Raw genomic sequence first — 20,198 nt, 5'->3', positions numbered from 1 at the left:
AAAGGAGGATGGCCGGTATGTTTAAAAGAATTTCTACAGATACGATGAACACCATTTTAATCATAGGGGTGATCCTCCTTGTCGTGGAAGTCGTCTTCTTTGAAGGAGGGCTGGTATTCTCACTACTCTTCTTCGGATTGATGGCTTATATAGGTTGGAAAAAATATCGCAAAACGTGGGGGAAGATTTTCTTTTGGATCGGGCTGATCGTGCTCGTCTTCACGATACTCAGTATGATTGCGGTACGCTTCTTCATCGTCGCTGTGATTTTCTTAATGGTGAGGGATTATTATCGATCGAAGAAGTCTCCGGAACAAATCGTTCCGGAAGTGATTCGACAGGACATGCCTGATTCGGACGAACCCATTCTGAGGCAGAAGTTTTTCGGAAGTCAGTCGACACCTGATTCATCGTATGAATGGCGTGATATCAATATTCATGGTGGATTCGGTGATCGTGTGATTGATCTCAGTCAGACGGTTCTTCCTGAAGATGAGGCGGTCATTTCGATTCGCCACCTGGTAGGGAACCTCGTCATTTATGTTCCGTATGATGTGGAAGTATCCATTCTGCACAGTGCGGTCTTCGGAAAGACGGCCGTTTTCCAATATCAAAAATCAAAGGTCTTCAACCAAGTCGTATCCTATCATACGCCTGACTATGCGAAACACCGGCCCCGTGTAAAAATCGTAACCTCTTTGTTGTCCGGAGATTTAGAGGTGAAGCGGATATGAGTATTTGGCAGAGACAGATTGTTGTCGGCATTCTGACCTTTCTCGGCTTTACCTTGGTCCTTCTTGGGTTTACGTTCATCGCCTTTCCTTTTAACGAATGGTCGGACTTGTGGTACCGGACGGTCCTTGATCTGCCGTATATCTTTCTAGTCCTGACTTTTTCGATTTCAATGGGTGTGGTCATCGGTCTCACGCAGGGCTGGATTTGGAAGCGGACGCTACAGTCTGTAGATTACCAGCTCGGTGAAGTCGTGAAAGGGAATCAAGTGGTCTACGGGCAGTCGGATGTAAAGGAAATCAACGGAATTGAAGCGAGAATGAAGCAGTTGGAGCAGAAGTTTGAGCAGCAGACGGCGCTTGCCCAGAAGATCGCAACAGAGAGAGCCGAAGATCGCGAGAAGAGCTTGCAGGAGGTTGTTATACAAGAACGGAATCGACTTGCGCGGGAGCTTCATGATTCGGTCAGTCAGCAGCTCTTTGCTGCCTCCATGATGATGTCCGCGATTAACGACACGAATGCTTCTGAGGACGATCAATTGAAAAAACAGCTCGGTATGGTCGAGAACATGATTCACCAGTCCCAGCTCGAAATGCGGGCGCTGCTTCTTCACCTTAGACCTGTCCCGTTAAAGGACAAAACGCTTGCTGAAGGCATTGAAGAGCTGTTGCATGAATTGACTCAAAAGGTGCCGATGGACGTGGCGTGGTCGGTCGAGGAAGTCTCGCTTGAAAAAGGACTCGAAGACCAGTTGTTCCGTATTTTGCAGGAGTCCGTATCGAACACGCTCCGTCATGCGAAAGCCGAAAAGTTGGACGTAAGGCTGATTGAAAGGGATCAGAATATCATCATGCGCGTCGTGGATGACGGAATCGGCTTCAATGTCGAAGAAGAAAAGGCAAGCTCCTATGGACTGCAGAACATGCAGGAACGGGCAGAGGAAGTGGGGGGCGCCTTGAAAATCGTCAGCCTGAAAGGGCAGGGCACACGCTTGGAAGTGAAAGTCCCATACCGGAAGAAGAAGGAGGAGGAATACGTTGATTAAAGTACTGTTTGCTGATGACCATGAGATGGTCCGAATCGGGGTATCCGCTTATTTGTCAGCCCAAGCGGATATTGAGGTGATAGCTGAAGCGGATGACGGGACAGAAGCGGTCGATCTTGCGCTGGACCATCGTCCTGATATTATTTTGATGGACCTCGTGATGAAGGAAATGGACGGCATCGAAGCGACAAAGCAGATTATTGAACAATGGCCCGATGCTAAAATCATCATTGTGACGAGCTTTCTTGATGACGAGAAGGTGTACCCGGCGCTTGAAGCTGGTGCAACCAGTTATATGCTCAAAACATCGAAAGCCGATGAAATCGCGAAAGCCATCAGAGCTACATATGAAGGGCAGTCCATTCTTGAACCGGAAGTGACCGGGAAGATTATGACCAAGATGCGTTCTTCGGGAACGAAGCCCCTTCATGAACAGCTTACAAATCGTGAAATCGAAATCCTACTGCTGATGGCTGAGGGAAAAACAAATCAGGAAATCTCCGATCACTTGTACATCGCCCTGAAAACGGTCAAAGTACATGTCAGCAATATCCTCGGTAAGCTTGAGGTTCAAGATCGCACCCAAGCAGTCATTTACGCATTTAAGCATAATCTAGTCTAACCCCTGCCTGGAGAAGGTGAGGGGGATTTTTTTTACATAATAAAAAAATAGAAGGCGAGAATGAGGATGAGGTAAAAGGCAGCCAATTTGAAATAGATTCGATTCATACTGGTTCCTCCCTTTACCTCAGAATATGTAAAAATGATGTAAAAGATGCCTGGCATCCTTCCGAATTCAGCCTGCAAAACGGTGAGATCTGGTACACTTAATTTATCAGCGCAGTGCTTGTTTTTCCCCGTTTTCGGGAATACCAGTAGTAAAGAGGTGAGGCTTTTGAAATGGAACAATTCGTTAGCGATAAATGAAAATTGGTCAAGCCCGATTTCCAACCAGGAGTCCAAGCAGAAGGTGGCGGAGCAAGTCAGTCACTTCGTAAAGGATGGAGACATCATTGGAGTGGGTTCCGGGTCGACATCTTTCTTAGCTCTGAAGGCGATTGCCGAGCGGGTCAAGCGTGGTGGCATGAACGTGATGGCGATACCGACATCACAGGAAGCCTTAATGAACTGTGCGACATTCGGATTGAAAACAACGACGCTCGCCGGAGCCCGTCCTGACTGGGGTTTCGACGGTGCCGATGAAGTGGATGGTCAGAATCGACTGATCAAAGGAAGGGGCGGCGCGTTATTTGCCGAAAAGTTAGTCATGGCAAGCGCACCTAAGACGTATATCTTAGTAGACGAGAGTAAATTCGTTGAGACGCTGGGACAAGCCTTTGCTGTTCCGGTCGAGGTTGATCCTAGAGCCGTTCATTTGGTGGAGACCACTCTTAAGCGTTATCCTGTAAAGGAAGTGAGCTTGAGGATGGCCGAGTCGAAAGACGGACCGGTCATAACGGAATCAGGCAATCTGATTTTGGATGTCCGCTTTGATACCATCAGCAATGATATGGAAAAGGAGCTCAGTGCCATTCCGGGCGTCATCGAGACGGGCTTATTCATTGGGTATTCAGTGGAAATTATGACGGTTTAAGCCCATTTCACTTATATTTAATGGTCAACTTTAATACTTTTTCTATAATAGTAGTAAATCCTTCATTCAAAGGAGAATCATTATGGGACTGCCAGAGAGGATTACTTATCAGGATGAACGCTATCCACTTCTTGCCCTTGCGCCGATAGGAAAGAAAAACAAACAGATCAGGTCGATTGGTCATAAATTCGAGCGGGGGCTTCTGTCAAGACTAAATGATACGATTATGGATTACATTAATTATAAAGGCTGGGATGTTTCTAAAATCAGGCGTTATTTGGGAGTTACAGGAGAAGCTGTCCTTCCTGTATCGCTGCAAAAGGATGAAACGGTCTATCCACATCTGCTTAGACCAGAACTGTTTCTTTGGAGGTCGCTTCCTGCAGAACATGGACTACCTCTTAAGCAGACGTACCTATATCCGAAAGATTTCACCCAGCTGTCTTCTGAGCAGCTGACCGAACACGTGGGGCAGGTACTTGAAGAGTATATGTTCCTGGCTGAAATAAGCGAATATTCAAGGGACCACTGGCTCGAGGAAATCGCATTATCTTTCCACCGTCACCCATTGGTTCATTTGATTCACGAAAAGCGTGATGTGATGGATTCTGTTGAAACGATGAATCAGTCTTCCCTGCTTTCCGTTCTAAAATATCCGGAAGACATTTCGTACTGGAGACACCGTGTAGAGATTGTCATGCGGCCCTTCCGCGCGATGCCGGAAGACTGGTTGGAAGGGGGAGAGGGCAGCTGCTCGCACATAAAGGAGCTGCACTTTGACGCACACCACCGTACGATATGCTGCTGTTGTGAAACGTGTGACTTCCATCTCTACTATCACGTTGACGATGAGAGTGTAAGTTTCGCTGAACATTTTGACGTTGCTAGAGCGGAGAAAAGGTTCCATACGATTGAGCGGCAGTTCAACGAAATTGCCGAACAGAATACGCACCTGTTAGGGCAGCTTGACCAAATGCGTGATTTGAAGAAAAAGCTTTCTCAGGCTGCTGACACGCTCGATGAAAGCTTGGAAACCGCTCAGCTCATAGCAAGATACGAGCAGAAGAAGATGGATTTGAACGATTATCCCATTTTATATATGTACAGCAAGTTGAGTAACATTATGATTCCAGAGCGTAAAAGTTCCCATCTGTTGTGGCTATCAGACGTTGAGCTTGAAGAGGTCACCATTTTCAAGGAGTTACCGAGGTGGCTTGAAATACTTCCGCAGCACGTATATCCTTTAACGCACCACGTGCGAGATGAACTCAATCTTAAGCTAGAGGAAGTCCGCTACGATGACGAGGATGTTATTTTGACAGTTAAAGGGCACGCCTTGACGTACGCGAAAACGCAGCAGATCCTGGACTTGATCCACTATTACGGAACAGACTACCCAGCTCACACGCTGACACAAGTGCTTGCAGGCAAAGCAACGAATAAGCTGAGAACGCTGAAGCTGCACGAAACAAGGTGGTTCGGCCTCTTGTCAGACTGGCCGGAGAAGCACATCCAACGATTATTCAACCAGCTCGAGAAGCAGGGCTGGCTAATGAAGCAGCAAAAAGGATATTCAGTCAGTGATTATGCAGAAGAAGTCATGTAAAGAAGAAAGGTCGCTCATAGAGAGCGGCCTTTTTTCAGGTTGTTGAAGAAGTATGGAGAGCGCTTCTGTTACAAATAAGGAGGACAGTGGGGTGGAAAATAGCTCGCTTTCCGCGGCCCAACAGGACGTTGGGTCGTTCGACGTTGCCACAGGACGTGGCGATTTTAGTTCGAACATCCTTGTTCATTTTTGAACTCAGGCTATCGCCTGAGTGGATATCGGCGAGGTCCGTGCATCCCGCAGGAGTCTCGCCATTTTCCACCCCACGACTCACTTTATTTCATCCAGAACCTTTTGAAAGCAAAAAAACAGTCACGCTTTCGTCATGAGTGGAAACGCTCTCATGTGTTATAATTTTGATAATGAAATTTGAGGAGGAATCGGAATGAAATCGATTTACCATCAAGCACTCGGAGACGAATTTCATAGATTGCACCCGGAATTACAAAAGAAGTTTGGCTTAACCAGTAAACAAAACTTAATGGCACTGGGGCAGGGGCGGATGACAGAGATCAGAGGCATGAATCCTTTGCTGCGTCCGTTTCTCCAATTCGGTGTCTGGGATCATATCGTTTTTGCAGAAAGAGGAAAGGACGTTCCGTTCACGCTTGAGAACTTTGCCTACGAAGATGATGACGGGCGTGAGAAAGTCAGTTGGATCCGGCGCTTCTTCTTCCCTTATTCGATTCGCGGCTTTGATGCATCGATGCACTACGATGAAGAAAGTGGAACGATTGTCGATGACCTTGGTAAATCAGGAAAGCTTAAGGTGGAACTTGATCTTCATGTAACATCTGATGGCGGGTTATTCATGCAGTCAAAAGACATGACCTTTGATGGAAAAGTACAATTACCGGGTCCGCAGACATCAGTGTACGAGCACTATAATGAAAAGGAAGAAGCCTTTCAAATCCATGTTCACGTCGGTCATCCATTATTCGGAACCGTGCTCATGTATGAAGGCTTGTTCTATACAGAATTTCTACCCATGACCTATAAAAATATACCCGAACGAGGGATTTTAACGTAAGGAGCGTTTCATCATGACTCAGAGAGATTCGAAGGAAAATGAAAAGGTCCACACAGATTTTAAAGAAAAGATGACGTACGGCGAGTACTTACAGCTGCGTGATCTTCTATCCGCTCAGACCCGTCTTTCCACACACCATGATGAGATGCTTTTCATTGTCATTCATCAGGTGAGTGAACTTTGGATGAAGCTGATTCTTCATGAACTTCGAGCGGCTATTACGAATATCCGTGAAGGGGATGTTCAAGAGGCATTTAAGATGCTTGCCCGTGTTTCTACGATTCAAGTGCAGATCATTCAGGCCTGGGATGTGCTGTCGACGTTAACGCCAGCGGAATATATTGAGTTTAGGGATTCTCTTGGACAAGCGTCCGGTTTTCAGTCGTATCAATATCGAATGGTCGAATTCGCCCTTGGATATAAGTCCCCTCACGTCCTGAAAATTTATGAGAAAGACCCAGCTCTACATAAGGAATTGAAGGAGGCGTACGAAGCCCCGAGCATTTATGATGCTGCGATTGAAAAACTCGTGGAAGCTGGCTTTGACATCAATCCTGACCTGATAGCACGCGATTATACAAAGACGTATGAAGAGGATGCATCCGTTGAAGCGGCTTGGAGTAAGGTCTATCAAAATGTCGATCAGTACTGGGACTTGTATCAACTGGCTGAGAAGCTGGTCGATATCGAAGACCGCCTCCAGCAGTGGCGTTTCCGACATATGAAGACTGTAGAGCGCATCATTGGTCATAAAAAAGGAACGGGTGGGTCTTCAGGTGTAGGGTACTTGAAAAAGGTGCTCGATCACCGCTTCTTCCCAGAGCTGTGGGATGTCCGCACTTCTTTATGATTTCTTGAATAAAAAATAACAAAGCAATTAAAACAATATTACATTTGTGTTACAATGGGCTGTAGACGACTAGTGACTAAAAAATGAGGTATAAAAAATGAACCAACCTTTTCTATATATCATCACGCTGTCCCTTCTTCTCGTGACAGGATGCTCATTCATTGCGAATGCCAACAGTTCATCCGACGAAAAAGGAGAGGATCTGCAGCCCGAGTATCACGTTGACTTAGCCACGGATATTACAGAGTTTGACGAGTACCACATGACGATTCACTACCCGAAAACGCAAAACAACAAAATCGACCAAATGATCATTGACTATACAAATGAAAGAAAAGCAGAGTTCAAGCGGAAAAGTTACGAGGCTCTGCAGAATCAAGACCCTAAGAAAGCACACGAATTACACATCGACTTTGAAGTTCTGCATCAGGACGGCGCTGTTTTTGTCGTCCTTTTTGAAGAAGTTATTGACTTAGGAACCGGGAATCCAATCGAGAGCCAAACGGTTATGAATTTCGATAAGGACAAGGGAACGCTGTTGAAGGCAGAGGACTTCTTACGCGAAGACTCTACTTTAACGACTTCTCTTGCGGACGAGTCGTTTGCGTGGACAAAGAATGGTCTTGCCATCTACCAATCGACAGGAAAAGAGCTTGTCGATCAGACGGCTCTGAAACCAAAATATGCAGATTTGCTGAAGACGATCAAAGGGACCTCCCACGATACAGCAGAGTCGGATGTAGCAAAAGAGTGGCCAAGCGCTGCTTTATCCAATCGAGCGAAAGCATCTGAGCAAGCGGATAAGCGCGTTGCGTTGACATTTGATGACGGTCCTCATCCTAAAGTGACGGTAGACGTTCTGGACGTATTGGAAGAGCGCGAAGTCGAAGCGACCTTCTTCATGATTGGAAAACGGGTTCAGTACTATCCGGAAGTGGCGCAGGCTGTTTCAAAGGCCGGTCATGAAATCGGAAACCATACGTGGAATCATGCAAGGGTGACGAGGTTGACCTCTGAAGAAGTCGACGAACAGATTGAACGAACACAGCAGGTGATCGGAGAAGCAGTCGGTTACACTCCAACGATCATCCGCCTCCCGTTCGGTGAGCAGATGGCGTTCAATCAGGAGCTTCACTCTGTTTCTCCTAATGTGACGATCGAGAATTCAAAGGACAAATCGCCGGAAGAGATGGCTTTAGAAGTTGTAACGAAAGTGAAGGATGGCTCCATCATTATGCTGTCGGATTTGGATTCGAATACAGTCGAAGCGGTGGATCTTATCATTGAAAAGCTGTCAGCTGAAGGGTACGATTTTGTCCCTGCTCATCGATTAGCGAAATAACAAAGAAGCCTGCGGATAATCCGCAGGCTTCTTTGTAGTACAATGATTATTTTTTCAATGAAAGAACGATTTAATCCAATCTTTCTTTGATCCAGTCTCCCCAGCGTTCGAATTCGACGAGGAATCCGTCGTGGCCGTAATCGGTTGAGATGTGGCAGTGTTCTCCTTGAGGGACTTTCTGGCTGAAGGAGGCCATGACTTCCTGTGGGTAAAGCAGATCATGCTCGAAGCTCATGGTATAGACGGGAACGTGATAGTGCGCTGCAGCTTTCTGCCAGTGCTCTCTGCCGCGTCCGATATCGTGGTGGTTCATTGCGCTCAGTAAGTATAAGTAGCTGTTGGCATCGAAACGTTGCTTTATTTTTTCGCCCTGATAATTCAAATATGACTGGATTTCGTATTGCGTAGGGGTTTGCTGTCCACGATCGAATCGTTGTTCAAATAATTTGTTGCTCCGATAAGTGACCATCCCGGCCATCCTCGCAATTTCAAAGCCTCGAAGACTTTCGTTTGACGTGTAGTTTCCTGCGTTATAGTGGGGGTCATCTTGAATCGCCCGTGCCCCGATATGGTTGAACGCAATGCCGTAATCCGACAAATACGGCGTGGCGGCCAGGATGAACAGCTTCTCCATGAAGTCCGGGTAGAGTAATCCCCACTCGTACACTTGCATTCCGCCTAAAGAGCCGCCTGCAACAGCATGAACATGATGGATCCCCAGTTTCTGAAGAGCTTGATGCTGAGCGTTGACCATGTCCCGGATGGTCACGCTCGGGAAGTCGAGTCGATAAGGCTCTTTTGTTTCCGGATTGATACTTGCTGGTCCCGTAGAGCCGTGGCAACCTCCGAGAACGTTAAAGGTGATGACTTGAAATCGGTCGGTATCAATTGGGGCATCAGAGCCGATCAGCCCTGACCACCAGCCGGGAGATGTCATAGGCCCGACAGCCTGCTGGTTCCCTGTTAGCGCGTGACAGACTAATACGACAGGCGCTTTTACAGGTCCGACTCGTTCATAGGCAAGCTCCACCTGATCCAGCTTCTCCCCAGAATCGAATGTAAAGGGACCGATCTCGATGCTGTCGGATGTTCGATTACAAGTTACCGGATTTTTTAAAGACATGAATGTCCTCCTCTGGAAAAATAAAAAAACCTCTTCCAAAATAAGAAGAGGTTATATGTATAGATTCCTCCCCTTATCTTCCAGGTCAAATAACCTGTAGGAATTAGCACCTTTTCAAGTCGAACTTGAAGGTTGCCGGGCGTCACAGGGCCTAGTCCCTCTGCCACTCTCGATAAGAGATTTTTTACTATTCCGATTATTTAGTTGATAAAAGTATAAATGGCATCCCTTCAAATGTCAAACTCAAGTCTTTAAGGTTTGAACGGAAACATCATTGGGAATGGTTTACCAACGAACAAAAAGGAGTGTTAAACCATGAAAGAATATAGCGTAGTACCGAATAAAGATGTAACAGGTTGGTTTGTCAAAATCGAGGACGTTGCTCCGACTGATGAATTTGATGAAAGAGATCAAGCGGTCGAGAAGGCTGTGGAGTTAGCTGAAAACAATAAGCCAAGCCGCGTACTGATCATGGACCAGAATCATGAGGTCGAATCAGAACGTACCTTTTAAGCAAGAGGGGCCCTTCATTGCCCCTCTTGTTTTCTTTTTGGTAATATGAAGGAAAAAAGGATGAGGATAGAATGAAACAGCATGACGTGATCATCGTAGGCGCCAGAGTTGCAGGGTCCAGCCTGGCCATCTTGTTAGCAAAGCAGGGAAAGAGCGTTCTACTGGTTGATAAAGCCTCCTTTCCGAGTGACACGTTGTCCACTCACCACATGTCACATACCGAGTATCTGAAGGAGTTGGGCGTGCTGGAGGAAGTGGAGAAGACCGGACTCAGGAAAATCGAGCGAATGCGTACATACATAGGTTCAGCTTTTGTAGAAGGACCAAGAGCAAGCTACACGATTATTCCGAGGCGTGACCACCTGGATTATGTGTTACTAAAGAAGGCAGAGTCATTTACTGATGTGGAAGTTATGGAGAGGACCACCGTCACGAACCTCGTCTGGGAAGGTGAGCAGGTGAGAGGAATTGAAGTGGTCGATCAAGCAGGCAGGACAGAACAAATCGAGGCTACCTGGGTCGTAGGGGCAGATGGAAAACACTCGCAGGTGGCGCGATTTGTGGAAGCGGCTGAATACGAAACGCATGAGCCGCTGCGCCCGGTTCTGTATGGCTATTTTAAAGGCATCGAACCTCTTTCGAAGCCGACCACAGAAATTTTCTTACAAGAGGGGCGGATTGGCTTTCTGTTTCCGATGGAGGAAGGGCGGGACTGCCTTGGGATAGAGATCCATCCCGACGAATTCAAGGACATGATGAAACAATCGAAAGAAAGCTTCGAAGCGATGTACCGTGAGCATTATGACATGGACCGACGCATGGAAGGCGCTGAACTGGAAGGCAAAATCATCGGTACCAAAGGGATGCCGAACCATTTCAGGCAGGCATACGGAAAAGGTTGGGCGCTGATCGGGGATGCCGGGCATAGTAAAGACCCAAGCACAGGTCTTGGGATTAATGATGCCTTCATGCAGTCCTTCCTTCTTGCTGAGGCTCTGAACAGTGAAGACGAAGAGACGGCACTTCAAGCTTATCAGCAAAAAAGGGATGAGCAGTTGATGCCGGGATTCCAGCTGACGATCGACTATATCAAATCGCTTCGTAAGTGGACGACGAATGAAGTCGCGCTGTTCCAGTCAATGGCGGCGAACCCTATGGTTTGGAATAAGATCGTGCCGCGTCTTGCCGACCATTTGAAGGCGGAAACAGGGGACATGCCACTGCTGCATGGATCCGTCCTGATGGAAGCGCAGTCATTCGGATATGAGTGAAAGCAGGAGACTAGGCATCTGGTATCGAAGCTAACGTTGAGGTGATAAACGATGAATTGGACGAAAGAGCAGGCTTATGCCAAGCTGCAGGACATTTATACCGATCGCGTTATGCAGGATGAGAAGCGGCGGATTTTTCAACAGGTGTATCGTCATCTACATGAACACCTTTCAGATCTGGCCGTTTCATCCGGGTTGACTGAACAAGCAGAAAAGCAGTTGCAATTCTTCAAGGAATACACATTCATGCCGGGGGACAACTTGTTTCAATCGATGAGGTTTGTGTTTTTTCTCGCCCGTGGAGAGCGTAAAGGCGACCAGGCAGAAACGGAACAGCATCTGGCCAGGATTTACAAGGCACTGTTCCAGCCTGCAGGATTGAAGAATCCATATATTCCGGATTCCTTCTGGGAAACGCCGCTTGGTGTCGCCTGTCTGGTCGCAGAAGAAGGCGTCGAAGCCGTTTACCCGATATTAGACGAGATTGAAGAAGTAGAAAAAGTTTAAGCACGTTACGACTTTCGTGAAGGATTCAATTTCTTTCTTTGTCTGCGGACTAAGCCAAAAGCCAAGACGATACCGAAGCTGCTGATCAAAAGGACAGTCCCATTCAAGTAGTTGTGGCTGTCCATCACGTTTTGATAGTACTCTTTCCTTTCTGCTTCTTCCTGTACAACGTTCCCATCTTTTATGTACACTACGCCGTTCGGCCCACCGACAGAAGTCATGAATCCTTTTGGTGAGGGCTCGAGGAAAAGAAGAAACTCACCACCACCCTTTTGGAACTTTTCAATAAGGTGTAAATCAAACATATCAACACCTGCTGTCACTCGGTCTTCCTGCTCTCCTTTATACGTGTCGCTAATATGAAAAGGGACAGCCGCAAAGGGAGCTGTCTGCTCGGTGTAACGGTGCTCACTTGTGAAATCGAACGTACCTTTCACAATCACGGCTGCTCTGTTTTCAACTTCGGCAGGGTCCATTTTTTCAAAGAGCGTTGCTTGAACAGGTGACGCTGTAACGATACATAAACACAACGTTACTAGGATCACAAACCACTTATTTTTCATTAAAACTACTCCTTTTCTGAATAATTATGTAAGATATAGGAAATAGGATTGGGGATATCGTAACACAAAAATGAATAGCTTAATAGAGAATGCAGGGGAGGACAGTGGTCAAAATAGGCCACATGACTTGATAGAGAACACATACAATAAAGGTGGAGGTGTCAGTCAGATGCAAAACTATGAAATTACGATTGTGGGAGCGGGGCTTGCAGGCATCACAGCAGCACGCAGGTTAAAGAAGCAGGGACGTGACCGCATTTTATTAGTAGATAAGAGTACGAGTGTTGGAGGGCGTTTGGCAACGAGACGGGTAGCGAATGGAAAAGCAGATCACGGAGCTCAATTCTTTACGGTAAGAACGGATGAATTGAATGAAGATGTAGAAGACTGGTTGGAAAAAGGGTGGATCAGACATTGGTATGGCGAAGACTACCCAAGGTACACGGCTGTCGACGGCATGAACCGACTAGCAAAACAGTTGAGTGAAGGCTTCGATACGCTGCTGCAATCAAAAGTCGTCGAGATCAAGCGCCAGGACGGATTTTACAAACTGATCGATGACCAGGGGAAAACGTGGAAGTCCGAGAAAGTTCTGCTCACCATGCCGGTCCCGCAAGTCGTCCAGTTAATGAAGGACAGTCAGTTGAATGTGCCGGTCGAAACGATGAAGCAGCTGAAGAGCATCGCATTCGAGCCGACTTACGTAGGGATCTTTCATTTTCAGCATGCGACGAGCCTCCCTGGAAGTGGACAAGTCGATCAAGACCTGCCTGATGGAATGGAGCGCATCGTCGATCATCAGAAGAAAGAGATTTCTGACGATGTCATCGTCAGCATCTACATGACGGGCGATTGGTCCAGACGCCACTATGGGGAAGACTATGTTATGGGGCTGATGAAGGAGAAAGCAGCCTCTTATCTGGACTTTGACGATATCCAGTCCGAACAGCTGAAGCGATGGCGTTACGCTCAAGCGAACAAAGTCATCCGCTCCCCGTATTTGGATCTGACAGGAGAAGGTACGCTTGTCTGCGCGGGGGATGCATTTCTTCGTGAGAATGATTCCGCAGGCCGCACAAGGTTTGAGAGTGCCTACCTTTCCGGGAAGGATGCGGCTGCATTTTTGAGCTGGTAAAGCAGAGGAATTCACACCCTATAGAGCGAATACTAGAGTATTACGTATAGGGAGTGGGGACCTTTTGTTTACTAAAGTCGGACAGGTCATGTTGTATTTGGATCATCAGGAGGAAGGTGTGAAGTTTTGGACTGAGCAATTGGGGTTCGTCATTACCTCTGAAGAGAAGAATGGGGAAATGAAATGGTTTGAAGTGACTCCTCGTGACGAAGCTGAAACCACGATCGTTCTTCACGACAAAGAGGTTGTTGCCAGACTATCTCCGGGATTGAACTTGGATACACCTTCTTTGATGTTCTATTCGGATCGTTTTGATGAGCTGTATAAGGACTTACAAAGCAAGGGAATCACGGTCGGGGAAATCGTGAACATGCCGACTGGACGCGTGTTCAATTTCGCTGATCATGAAGAGAATTACTTTGCAGTTATGGAAAAATAGATAGTGAGCAGAAGCCAGTATTCGATGCTGGCTTTTATTCGTGAGAGCTGGTTAACAGACAGGCATATTATACAAAGAAAATGAGTGAGCTGGAGGCGAAGGGGGAAAAACATGTTCTCAGATGTAGAAGCTAAAATGAAGAAAAAGAACAAATTGTTATTTTCCCGTGACAGCCACTGTCTACAGGAACTGATTGAGCTGATTCAACAGCAGAATCATCGAACTCTCGTGATGTGGGCGTTGGATGGTGCAGTCCAACCTTTGCATACTTTTGAAAAAGCCTATCCGAACGAGCGGCGGCCGAGAATCTGTCTTGAAACGTGTGAAGAATGGGCAAGGGGTAGAGTGAAGATGCCGGCAGCGAGAAAGGCGATCTTAAATTCGCACGCGGTCGCTAAAGAAGTCGAAGATCTCCAATATGGTCTATTATGCCAAGCGATCGGACATGCTGGAGCGACCGTACATGTAGAAACCCATGCCTTAGGTCTGCCAATCTATGAATTGACGTCTCTGGTTCATCAGTATGGCAAGGATCAGTATCAAAAGCCGGTAAGAGAAAGAATCCAGCAGTATTATGAACGGCTTCAATACTGGCAGAAAACGACCGTCACACTTGACGTGAACTGGGCGGGCTTTTTGCTAGATGACACCAAGCCGAATAAAGAGAAAAGAAGAAATGAGAGTCGTTGAATGTTTCAGCCTGAACGTCATCGTCGGTGGGAAGCCTGCAGAAATCATTAGAAGGCTGGATGAATGAAATTCGATTGGAAGCACAAAGAGCTTAGAGGGCAGCCCTCTAAGCTCTTTTAGCAACTTCTCGTTTTTCATAACGCTTGAGACGCTTCATCCTTGTGATGGTATAAACGACAAGACCAGCCCAAATGAACGTGAACGAGACGGCGTGAACGTGCGTGAAGGGTTCGTTGTATAGAAAAACACCGATCACCAGCATGATTGTCGGAGCAAAATATTGTAAGAACCCGACCATAGACAGTGGAATCCTTTTGGCTCCGGCAGAGAACAACAGCAGAGGCACAGCGGTGACGATACCAGCACCAAAGACAAGAAGGCTTGTCGTAGATACCCATTCGACCTGCTGGAACTGCCCACTCTGTTGATTCAATAAGTAGAGCAGAGCGACAGGTGTGACAATCATCGTTTCAATTGTTAACCCGTACATGGCATTGAGCGGAACCAGTTTTTTTAGCAGCCCGTATGCGCCGAAGCTGAAAGCGAGCAGGAGGGCGATCCAAGGAACAGATCCGAAATTGACCGTCATATAGAGTACGCCGATTCCAGCGAGCAGGAAGGCGAGCCATTGGGCTTTAGAGAATGTTTCCTTCAATACGATCATGCCGAGAAGGATACTGACAAGCGGGTTGATGTAATATCCAAGACTTGCTTCGATAACATGGTTTGAATTCACAGCCCATATGTAGGTGACCCAGTTGATGCTGATGGCAACCGATGCAAGCGTGATGCCTGTCAGCTGCTTTCGGTTTCCCGCAATAGAACGGATCTGTTCAATAAAGGGGCCTTTCTTTTTAGTGATCAAGACAATCATCCCCATGAATACGAAGGACCATATGATTCGGTGGGCGAGTATTTCAAAGGCAGGGATTTGTTGAATCAGTTTCCAATAGATGGGGAGGAAACCCCACAATATATAAGCACTTGCCGTGTAAAGAATGCCGAGTTTCTGGTCTTGAATCATAATGTAAATCCTTTCTTTCGCAGTGTCTTTACATTGTACTCCTGATCGCTCATCCTTTACCAGAGAAAAGTTTGAAGTAATAGTAAATCCCATTTATAGCATATGTAGGGAATGTTAGGCTGTTAGGGGAGGGAGGAGTATTATGGAGACATTTGGCCGAGGCTGCTTTTACATCATTATAGGAATAGCGGCATTATTTTTCCTTGCCGTCATTACGCGCAGTCACATCAATATTTCTATTTTCATCGTGATCCCGCTCGTGATTATTGCGTTTTGGATAGCGAAGAAGAAAACAGATGAGAAAAATAGCGATACATAGGGTACTTGCTGTCTCATCTAAAACGCTGAATACATAAAAAGCACGAAACATTTCAATACTGAATGTTTCGTGCTTTTTTTACGAGAGGGTGAAGCACTCTCACCCTCTCCCTATATCATTCACTTTCCTCAAGCTGGTCTTCTTGTCCTTCACGCTTGTGTTCACCTAGTGGCATCAGTTCGTGGGACAGGTCTTTCAGTGGTTGATCAGCAGGTCCTTCCATCACGGAGCCGTCATAAGAGAAGCGGGAACCGTGGCATGGACAATCCCAGGAGTGCTCTGCCCCGTTCCATTCCACCTCGCATCCCATGTGCGTACAGGTCGTATCAACCATGTATACTTGGCCTTCTTCATCCTTGAAAGCGCCGGCGCGCTCGCCTTTCCATTGAATGATTTTCCCTTCCCCTTTATGAAGCCGCTCGGGACGGTCAGCGACAAGCTCAAGCTTTCCGTCGATCAAGTGGGTGGCGACATCGAAGTTCTGCGATAGGAACTGCTTCATACTTGGGTCCGTTTTGAATCTGGACGGGGTGAACAACTCGTGGAATAATGATTGTTCCCCGAGTACATAGTCACTGATCAATTGTCCGGCTAGTGTTCCGTTCGTCATCCCCCATTTGCGGAATCCAGTCGCAACGAACACATTTTGATTCCTTCTCGTAATCGGTCCGATATAAGGAACTTTATCCAACGTCGTCAAGTCCTGAGCAGACCACTGGAACAGCTTCTTCTTAATCCCGAACGTCCGGGCTGCGAACTCTTCAAGCACTCGGTAATGGAAGGATGTATCAACTCCCTGACCGGTTTTGTGGCTCTCTCCTCCAATAAGTAGGATAGGTTTACCGTTATATGAAGCGGTCCGCACCGTCCTTTTCGGTTCGTCGATGGAAAGGTACATCCCCTCTGGAATCTCCTTTTCCGGTTCGATTGCCATGAGGTAGGAACGTTCAGCATACATCCTGCTGAAATAAAATCCTTTTCCATCATAAAAAGGGAAATGGCTGCATGATACGAGCTTGTCGCACGTGATCGTACAGTCGTTTCCGGTCTTCACATGGATGCGGTCCTCTTCTTTTACATCCGTAGCCGTGGTCTGCTCATGGATGGTGCAGCCTAGGTTTTTCAGTTCTTTGACAAGGGCTTGTAAGTACTTTAACGGGTGGAAGCGGGCTTGGTTTTTCATACTTAACGCCTTTGTTGCTTCCATATCAAAAGGAAGGGATTCATAAAGTGTCCCTGGGATATCGAGTTGTAAGTAAGCTTTATGTTCCTTTTCAAGCTTTAAAGCTCCCTGCTTCGTGGTCGCAAACAAGTGAGCATCCTCTTCTGTCCACTCACAGTCGATGGAATACTGGTCGACCAAGTCTTTCATGAAATGGAGAGCATTCATCTGAGCCTGGTAGTACAAGGAGGCTTGTTCGTCTCCGAAGTGGTTGAGGAATTCGTTGTAAATCAGTCCGTGCTGGGCCGTCACTTTGGCGGTAGTGTGACCGGTTGTACCGTTCACGAGCTGGTCCGCTTCAATCAGAGTGACCTGTTTCCCGGCTTTTGCGAGTAAGTAGGCGGTGGTGATTCCGGTGATCCCTCCACCGACAATTAAGACTTCGGTCGATGCATCTTCTCTCAATGGCTCGAAGGAATCGATCTTGCAATCCTCCCGCCAAAGGGGCTCCGGTCGTGTCCATTCCTGTTGCTCATGGTTCATAATAGTCCTCCTCCAATAGACGCTTTACTATCAGTTTTACCGAGATCACTTTTTTCATGTAAAAAATATGGATCAAATTAACTTTCTAGTTGGGATGTAGTATAATAGACCTGTGATTAGAGGGGGGAGAAGGATGGACGTATTTGTGGCGAGGCAGCCGATTTTGAAGAAGAATGATGATGTGTATGGGTATGAGATTCTTTATCGAAACAGCTTGAAAAATCAGTTTGTACCTATGGATGGAAACCAGGCTACTTCTGAAGTTTTGCGAAATACATTCCTTACGATTGGTCTTGAGCGGATGTCACAAAATAAGCCATGCTTTATTAACTTCACAGAACAGCTTCTCCTGCAGAGAGTACCTGAGTATTTTTCCCCGGAACAACTCGTTGTCGAAATTTTAGAGGATGTTTCACCTACGCAGGAAATCATTGCGGTCTGCCGTGAATTGAAACAAAAAGGCTATCAAATTGCCTTAGACGACGTCGATCAGATGGAAAGTTCAGACTACATCGCGTTTATGCCTTACATAGATATTATTAAAATGGACATTAAAGCTGTATCGGATTGTGAACGGACTGAAATCATCCAGGCAGCGAAGCGTTTAGGCATCATTTTATTAGCGGAAAAAGTGGAAACTCGTGAAGACTATGAGCAGTGTAAAAGGGATGGATTCGACCTTTTCCAAGGCTTTTACTTCAGTAAGCCTTATATCGTGACGGGGACAGAACTTCCTTTTTTCCATTCAACGTATTTCCTGATGATTCAGGAACTGTCGGTCTCTGATCATCAAATCGATATTGAACGAGTGACAGAAATCATCGGTCAGGACTTGTCCTTGACGTATAAGCTGCTTCGTCTGATTAATACGACGGTGAGGCCGGGTACCATCCCAATCGAGTCCATCCGTCAGGCGGTGATGCTGCTCGGTACGGAATCACTGAAGAAATGGCTTTACGTATTGTCCATTGATCAAGCAGGGGTGAATCAAGATAAAGCTCCGTCTCTTATTATGAAGACCAGTCTGACCCGGGCCAAAATGTCCGAGCAGATTGCTGTGAGGCTGCAATCCCCCGGAAAAGCGGATGGATACTTCTTAGCGGGGTTCATGTCGTTGATTGACGTGGTCATGAAGCGCCCTATGAAGGAAATCGTAAATTCTCTCCCACTGGATACGGGGATACAAGATGCCCTGAATGAAAAACGGAACCTTTATCGGGAGATTCTTGATGTTGTCATTGCTATGGAGCAGGCCGATTTTGATTATTTAGAGAACGAACTCTCGAGACTCGACATTCAGTTGAATGAGGTCTTCGAAATCTATGGTCAATCGATTGCCTGGACAGACCAGCTGTATGAGGATCATTTCTCTGCCTGATAGCGAATATCTAAACTTCCTATTGCGGGAAGTTTTTTTATTTTGCATATTTTCGTTAATGTAAGCGTTTTCTTGGAATAGATTAAGAGTGAAGGGGGAGGACAAGATGAAAAGAAGAATAGAGTCCGAGATGATTCACGGTGGTGCAAAGGATGGACGTTCGTATGAAGGAAGCTTAACCGTACCGATCTTTCAAACATCCACCTTTTCCTTTTCTTCTGCTGAACAGGGAGAAAGGCGGTTTGCGGCTGAAGAAGAAGGGTTTATTTATTCTCGTCTGGGGAATCCGACGGTTCGTGCGCTGGAGGAGCGGATGGCTGTTCTGGAAGAAGGAGAAAAGGGACTTGCTTTTTCTTCCGGCATGGCGGCCGTATCTGCCGTTCTGACATCATTAACGAAGGCAGGCGATCACATCCTTTGTTCCAACGGACTGTACGGCTGCACATTCGGTCTGCTTCAGTGGTTGAACGAAAAGTACCAAATCACTCATTCGTTCAGTTCAATGGAAAGTGAAACCTCATTGCGCGAATCGCTCGCAGAACGGACCCCGGCTTGTATTTTTATAGAGACACCGGTCAATCCGACCATGAAGGTTCTAAATCTTAAGATGGTAGCAAAGGTCGCACGTGAGCTTGGAATTCCCGTCATTGTCGATAATACATTCTGTTCGCCCTATTTGCAGCAGCCTCTCAGCCTAGGGTGTGATGTTGTTGTACATAGTGCCACGAAATATATCAGCGGACACGGAGACGTAGTAGCCGGTCTGGTCATTGGGAAAGAAGACTATATGACCCTGCTTGCCAAACGAGAGCAGAAGGATGTCGGTGGGGTGCTCTCCCCGTTCGACGCGTGGTTGTTGTTACGAGGGGTAAAGACCTTGCATGTAAGAATGGAGGGGCATTGTCAGAGTGCGAAGTGGCTCGCTGACAAGCTCAAGAATCATCCGAAAGTCGAGAATATCTACTATCCTGGTTCTCGTGATGAAGAGGAAAAAAACATCGTCGAACAGCAAATGCGTTTAGCTGGAGGCGTGTTATCATTTGATATCAAAGGGACTAAGGCACATGCTCAGAAAATGATGAATGAGCTGAAGATGATCAAAATCGCGGTCAGCCTGGGAGATGCTGAAACGTTGATCCAGCACCCGGCCACGATGACGCACGCTGTCATCCCGGCTGAAAGGCGTCAGCAGATGGGGATTACGGACACGATGCTCCGGTTGTCAGTAGGTCTTGAGGCCGTGGAGGATATATGGGACGACCTCAAACAGGCTCTGGAGTGGGAAGATCTATCATAAGAATGATTCAAGGAAACACGTGCTTTTTCAATGAG

The 20,198-nt window shown here is 46.8% G+C and carries 21 protein-coding genes and 1 riboswitch; of the genes, 17 read left to right on the top strand and 4 right to left on the bottom strand.

Annotated elements, in window-relative coordinates; genetic code table 11:
* The first annotated feature begins 17 nt into the window (after positions 1 to 17).
* The 8 genes from liaF to LCM20_RS11200 all read left to right on the top strand — a co-directional run bounded on the left by liaF (position 18) and on the right by LCM20_RS11200 (position 8,199).
* Complete coding sequence (gene liaF / locus LCM20_RS11235; RefSeq protein ID WP_225195548.1) at positions 18 to 734, top strand: cell wall-active antibiotics response protein LiaF; 717 nt, start codon at positions 18 to 20, stop codon at positions 732 to 734.
* Complete coding sequence (locus LCM20_RS11230) at positions 731 to 1,777, top strand: sensor histidine kinase (protein WP_225195547.1); 1,047 nt, start codon at positions 731 to 733, stop codon at positions 1,775 to 1,777. Before liaF ends, LCM20_RS11230 begins: the two co-directional genes overlap by 4 nt.
* Positions 1,770 to 2,399 carry a response regulator transcription factor gene (locus LCM20_RS11225; protein ID WP_225195546.1) on the top strand — a complete coding sequence of 210 codons (630 nt, stop codon included), beginning with the start codon at positions 1,770 to 1,772 and terminating at the stop codon, positions 2,397 to 2,399. Before LCM20_RS11230 ends, LCM20_RS11225 begins: the two co-directional genes overlap by 8 nt.
* A gap of 264 nt (positions 2,400 to 2,663) precedes the next feature.
* Entirely contained in the window at positions 2,664 to 3,371 is a 708-nt protein-coding gene (gene rpiA / locus LCM20_RS11220) for a ribose 5-phosphate isomerase A (protein ID WP_225195545.1), read from the top strand.
* 82 nt (positions 3,372 to 3,453) lie between these two features.
* The gene (locus tag LCM20_RS11215; protein WP_225195544.1) at positions 3,454 to 4,977 is read left to right on the top strand and encodes an RQC-minor-2 family DNA-binding protein; all 1,524 of its coding nucleotides are present in this window, start codon (positions 3,454 to 3,456) and stop codon (positions 4,975 to 4,977) included.
* 385 nt (positions 4,978 to 5,362) lie between these two features.
* The gene (locus tag LCM20_RS11210) at positions 5,363 to 6,007 is read left to right on the top strand and encodes a DUF4166 domain-containing protein (RefSeq protein WP_225195543.1); all 645 of its coding nucleotides are present in this window, start codon (positions 5,363 to 5,365) and stop codon (positions 6,005 to 6,007) included.
* Positions 6,008 to 6,020: 13 nt separating this feature from the next.
* On the top strand, positions 6,021 to 6,857 hold the full coding sequence (gene kynA / locus LCM20_RS11205) for a tryptophan 2,3-dioxygenase (RefSeq protein WP_225195542.1): 837 nt from the start codon (positions 6,021 to 6,023) through the stop codon (positions 6,855 to 6,857).
* Between the two features lie 97 nt (positions 6,858 to 6,954).
* Positions 6,955 to 8,199: a polysaccharide deacetylase family protein gene (locus tag LCM20_RS11200; protein WP_225195541.1), complete on the top strand. Its 1,245-nt coding sequence runs from the start codon at positions 6,955 to 6,957 to the stop codon at positions 8,197 to 8,199.
* Positions 8,200 to 8,269: 70 nt separating this feature from the next.
* On the opposite strand, the gene metX is transcribed toward LCM20_RS11200, so the two are convergent.
* Positions 8,270 to 9,322: a homoserine O-acetyltransferase MetX gene (metX, locus tag LCM20_RS11195; RefSeq protein WP_225195540.1), complete on the bottom strand. Its 1,053-nt coding sequence runs from the start codon at positions 9,320 to 9,322 to the stop codon at positions 8,270 to 8,272.
* A 70-nt stretch (positions 9,323 to 9,392) separates the two neighbouring features.
* Positions 9,393 to 9,501, bottom strand: a riboswitch (SAM riboswitch).
* Positions 9,502 to 9,637: 136 nt separating this feature from the next.
* On the opposite strand from metX, the gene LCM20_RS11190 reads away from it, so the two are divergent.
* The 3 genes from LCM20_RS11190 (at position 9,638) to LCM20_RS11180 (ending at position 11,613) form a co-directional block, all read left to right on the top strand.
* On the top strand, positions 9,638 to 9,835 hold the full coding sequence (locus tag LCM20_RS11190; RefSeq protein ID WP_225195539.1) for a DUF2188 domain-containing protein: 198 nt from the start codon (positions 9,638 to 9,640) through the stop codon (positions 9,833 to 9,835).
* 71 nt (positions 9,836 to 9,906) lie between these two features.
* Positions 9,907 to 11,106 (top strand): NAD(P)/FAD-dependent oxidoreductase, encoded by a 1,200-nt coding sequence (locus LCM20_RS11185; protein ID WP_225195538.1) that lies wholly within the window; start codon positions 9,907 to 9,909, stop codon positions 11,104 to 11,106.
* Between the two features lie 51 nt (positions 11,107 to 11,157).
* Positions 11,158 to 11,613: a hypothetical protein gene (locus LCM20_RS11180; protein ID WP_225195537.1), complete on the top strand. Its 456-nt coding sequence runs from the start codon at positions 11,158 to 11,160 to the stop codon at positions 11,611 to 11,613.
* Positions 11,614 to 11,618: 5 nt separating this feature from the next.
* Here the strand turns inward: LCM20_RS11180 and LCM20_RS11175 are convergent, their stop codons facing one another.
* The gene (locus LCM20_RS11175; protein WP_225195536.1) at positions 11,619 to 12,176 is read right to left on the bottom strand and encodes a hypothetical protein; all 558 of its coding nucleotides are present in this window, start codon (positions 12,174 to 12,176) and stop codon (positions 11,619 to 11,621) included.
* A 70-nt stretch (positions 12,177 to 12,246) separates the two neighbouring features.
* On the opposite strand from LCM20_RS11175, the gene LCM20_RS11170 reads away from it, so the two are divergent.
* From LCM20_RS11170 to LCM20_RS11160, 3 genes are all read left to right on the top strand, one after another.
* A complete protein-coding gene (locus LCM20_RS11170) occupies positions 12,247 to 13,311 on the top strand; it encodes an NAD(P)/FAD-dependent oxidoreductase (protein ID WP_225195535.1) in 1,065 nt (354 codons plus the stop codon).
* Positions 13,312 to 13,375: 64 nt separating this feature from the next.
* Positions 13,376 to 13,750 (top strand): VOC family protein, encoded by a 375-nt coding sequence (locus LCM20_RS11165; RefSeq protein ID WP_225195534.1) that lies wholly within the window; start codon positions 13,376 to 13,378, stop codon positions 13,748 to 13,750.
* 111 nt (positions 13,751 to 13,861) lie between these two features.
* Complete coding sequence (locus tag LCM20_RS11160) at positions 13,862 to 14,440, top strand: putative immunity protein (RefSeq protein WP_225195533.1); 579 nt, start codon at positions 13,862 to 13,864, stop codon at positions 14,438 to 14,440.
* A 106-nt stretch (positions 14,441 to 14,546) separates the two neighbouring features.
* On the opposite strand, the gene rarD is transcribed toward LCM20_RS11160, so the two are convergent.
* The gene (gene rarD / locus LCM20_RS11155) at positions 14,547 to 15,464 is read right to left on the bottom strand and encodes an EamA family transporter RarD (RefSeq protein WP_225195532.1); all 918 of its coding nucleotides are present in this window, start codon (positions 15,462 to 15,464) and stop codon (positions 14,547 to 14,549) included.
* Positions 15,465 to 15,606: 142 nt separating this feature from the next.
* Here rarD and LCM20_RS11150 point away from each other — a divergent pair, with 142 nt between their 5' ends.
* Positions 15,607 to 15,783 carry a hypothetical protein gene (locus LCM20_RS11150; RefSeq protein WP_225195531.1) on the top strand — a complete coding sequence of 59 codons (177 nt, stop codon included), beginning with the start codon at positions 15,607 to 15,609 and terminating at the stop codon, positions 15,781 to 15,783.
* A 115-nt stretch (positions 15,784 to 15,898) separates the two neighbouring features.
* Here LCM20_RS11150 and LCM20_RS11145 read toward each other — a convergent pair whose 3' ends face one another.
* Positions 15,899 to 17,488 carry an FAD-dependent oxidoreductase gene (locus LCM20_RS11145; protein WP_225195530.1) on the bottom strand — a complete coding sequence of 530 codons (1,590 nt, stop codon included), beginning with the start codon at positions 17,486 to 17,488 and terminating at the stop codon, positions 15,899 to 15,901.
* A 133-nt stretch (positions 17,489 to 17,621) separates the two neighbouring features.
* Here LCM20_RS11145 and LCM20_RS11140 point away from each other — a divergent pair, with 133 nt between their 5' ends.
* Both LCM20_RS11140 and megL read left to right on the top strand, forming a co-directional pair.
* Entirely contained in the window at positions 17,622 to 18,866 is a 1,245-nt protein-coding gene (locus LCM20_RS11140; protein ID WP_225195529.1) for an EAL and HDOD domain-containing protein, read from the top strand.
* Between the two features lie 106 nt (positions 18,867 to 18,972).
* Positions 18,973 to 20,163 carry a methionine gamma-lyase gene (megL, locus tag LCM20_RS11135; RefSeq protein ID WP_225195528.1) on the top strand — a complete coding sequence of 397 codons (1,191 nt, stop codon included), beginning with the start codon at positions 18,973 to 18,975 and terminating at the stop codon, positions 20,161 to 20,163.
* The last annotated feature ends 35 nt before the right edge of the window (positions 20,164 to 20,198 follow it).

This window comes from Halobacillus litoralis (genome assembly GCF_020171725.1).
Lineage (GTDB): Bacteria > Bacillota > Bacilli > Bacillales > Halobacillaceae > Halobacillus > Halobacillus litoralis_F.
Note: the sequence above shows the minus strand (reverse complement) of the source record. Positions and strands in the feature narration are given on the sequence as shown.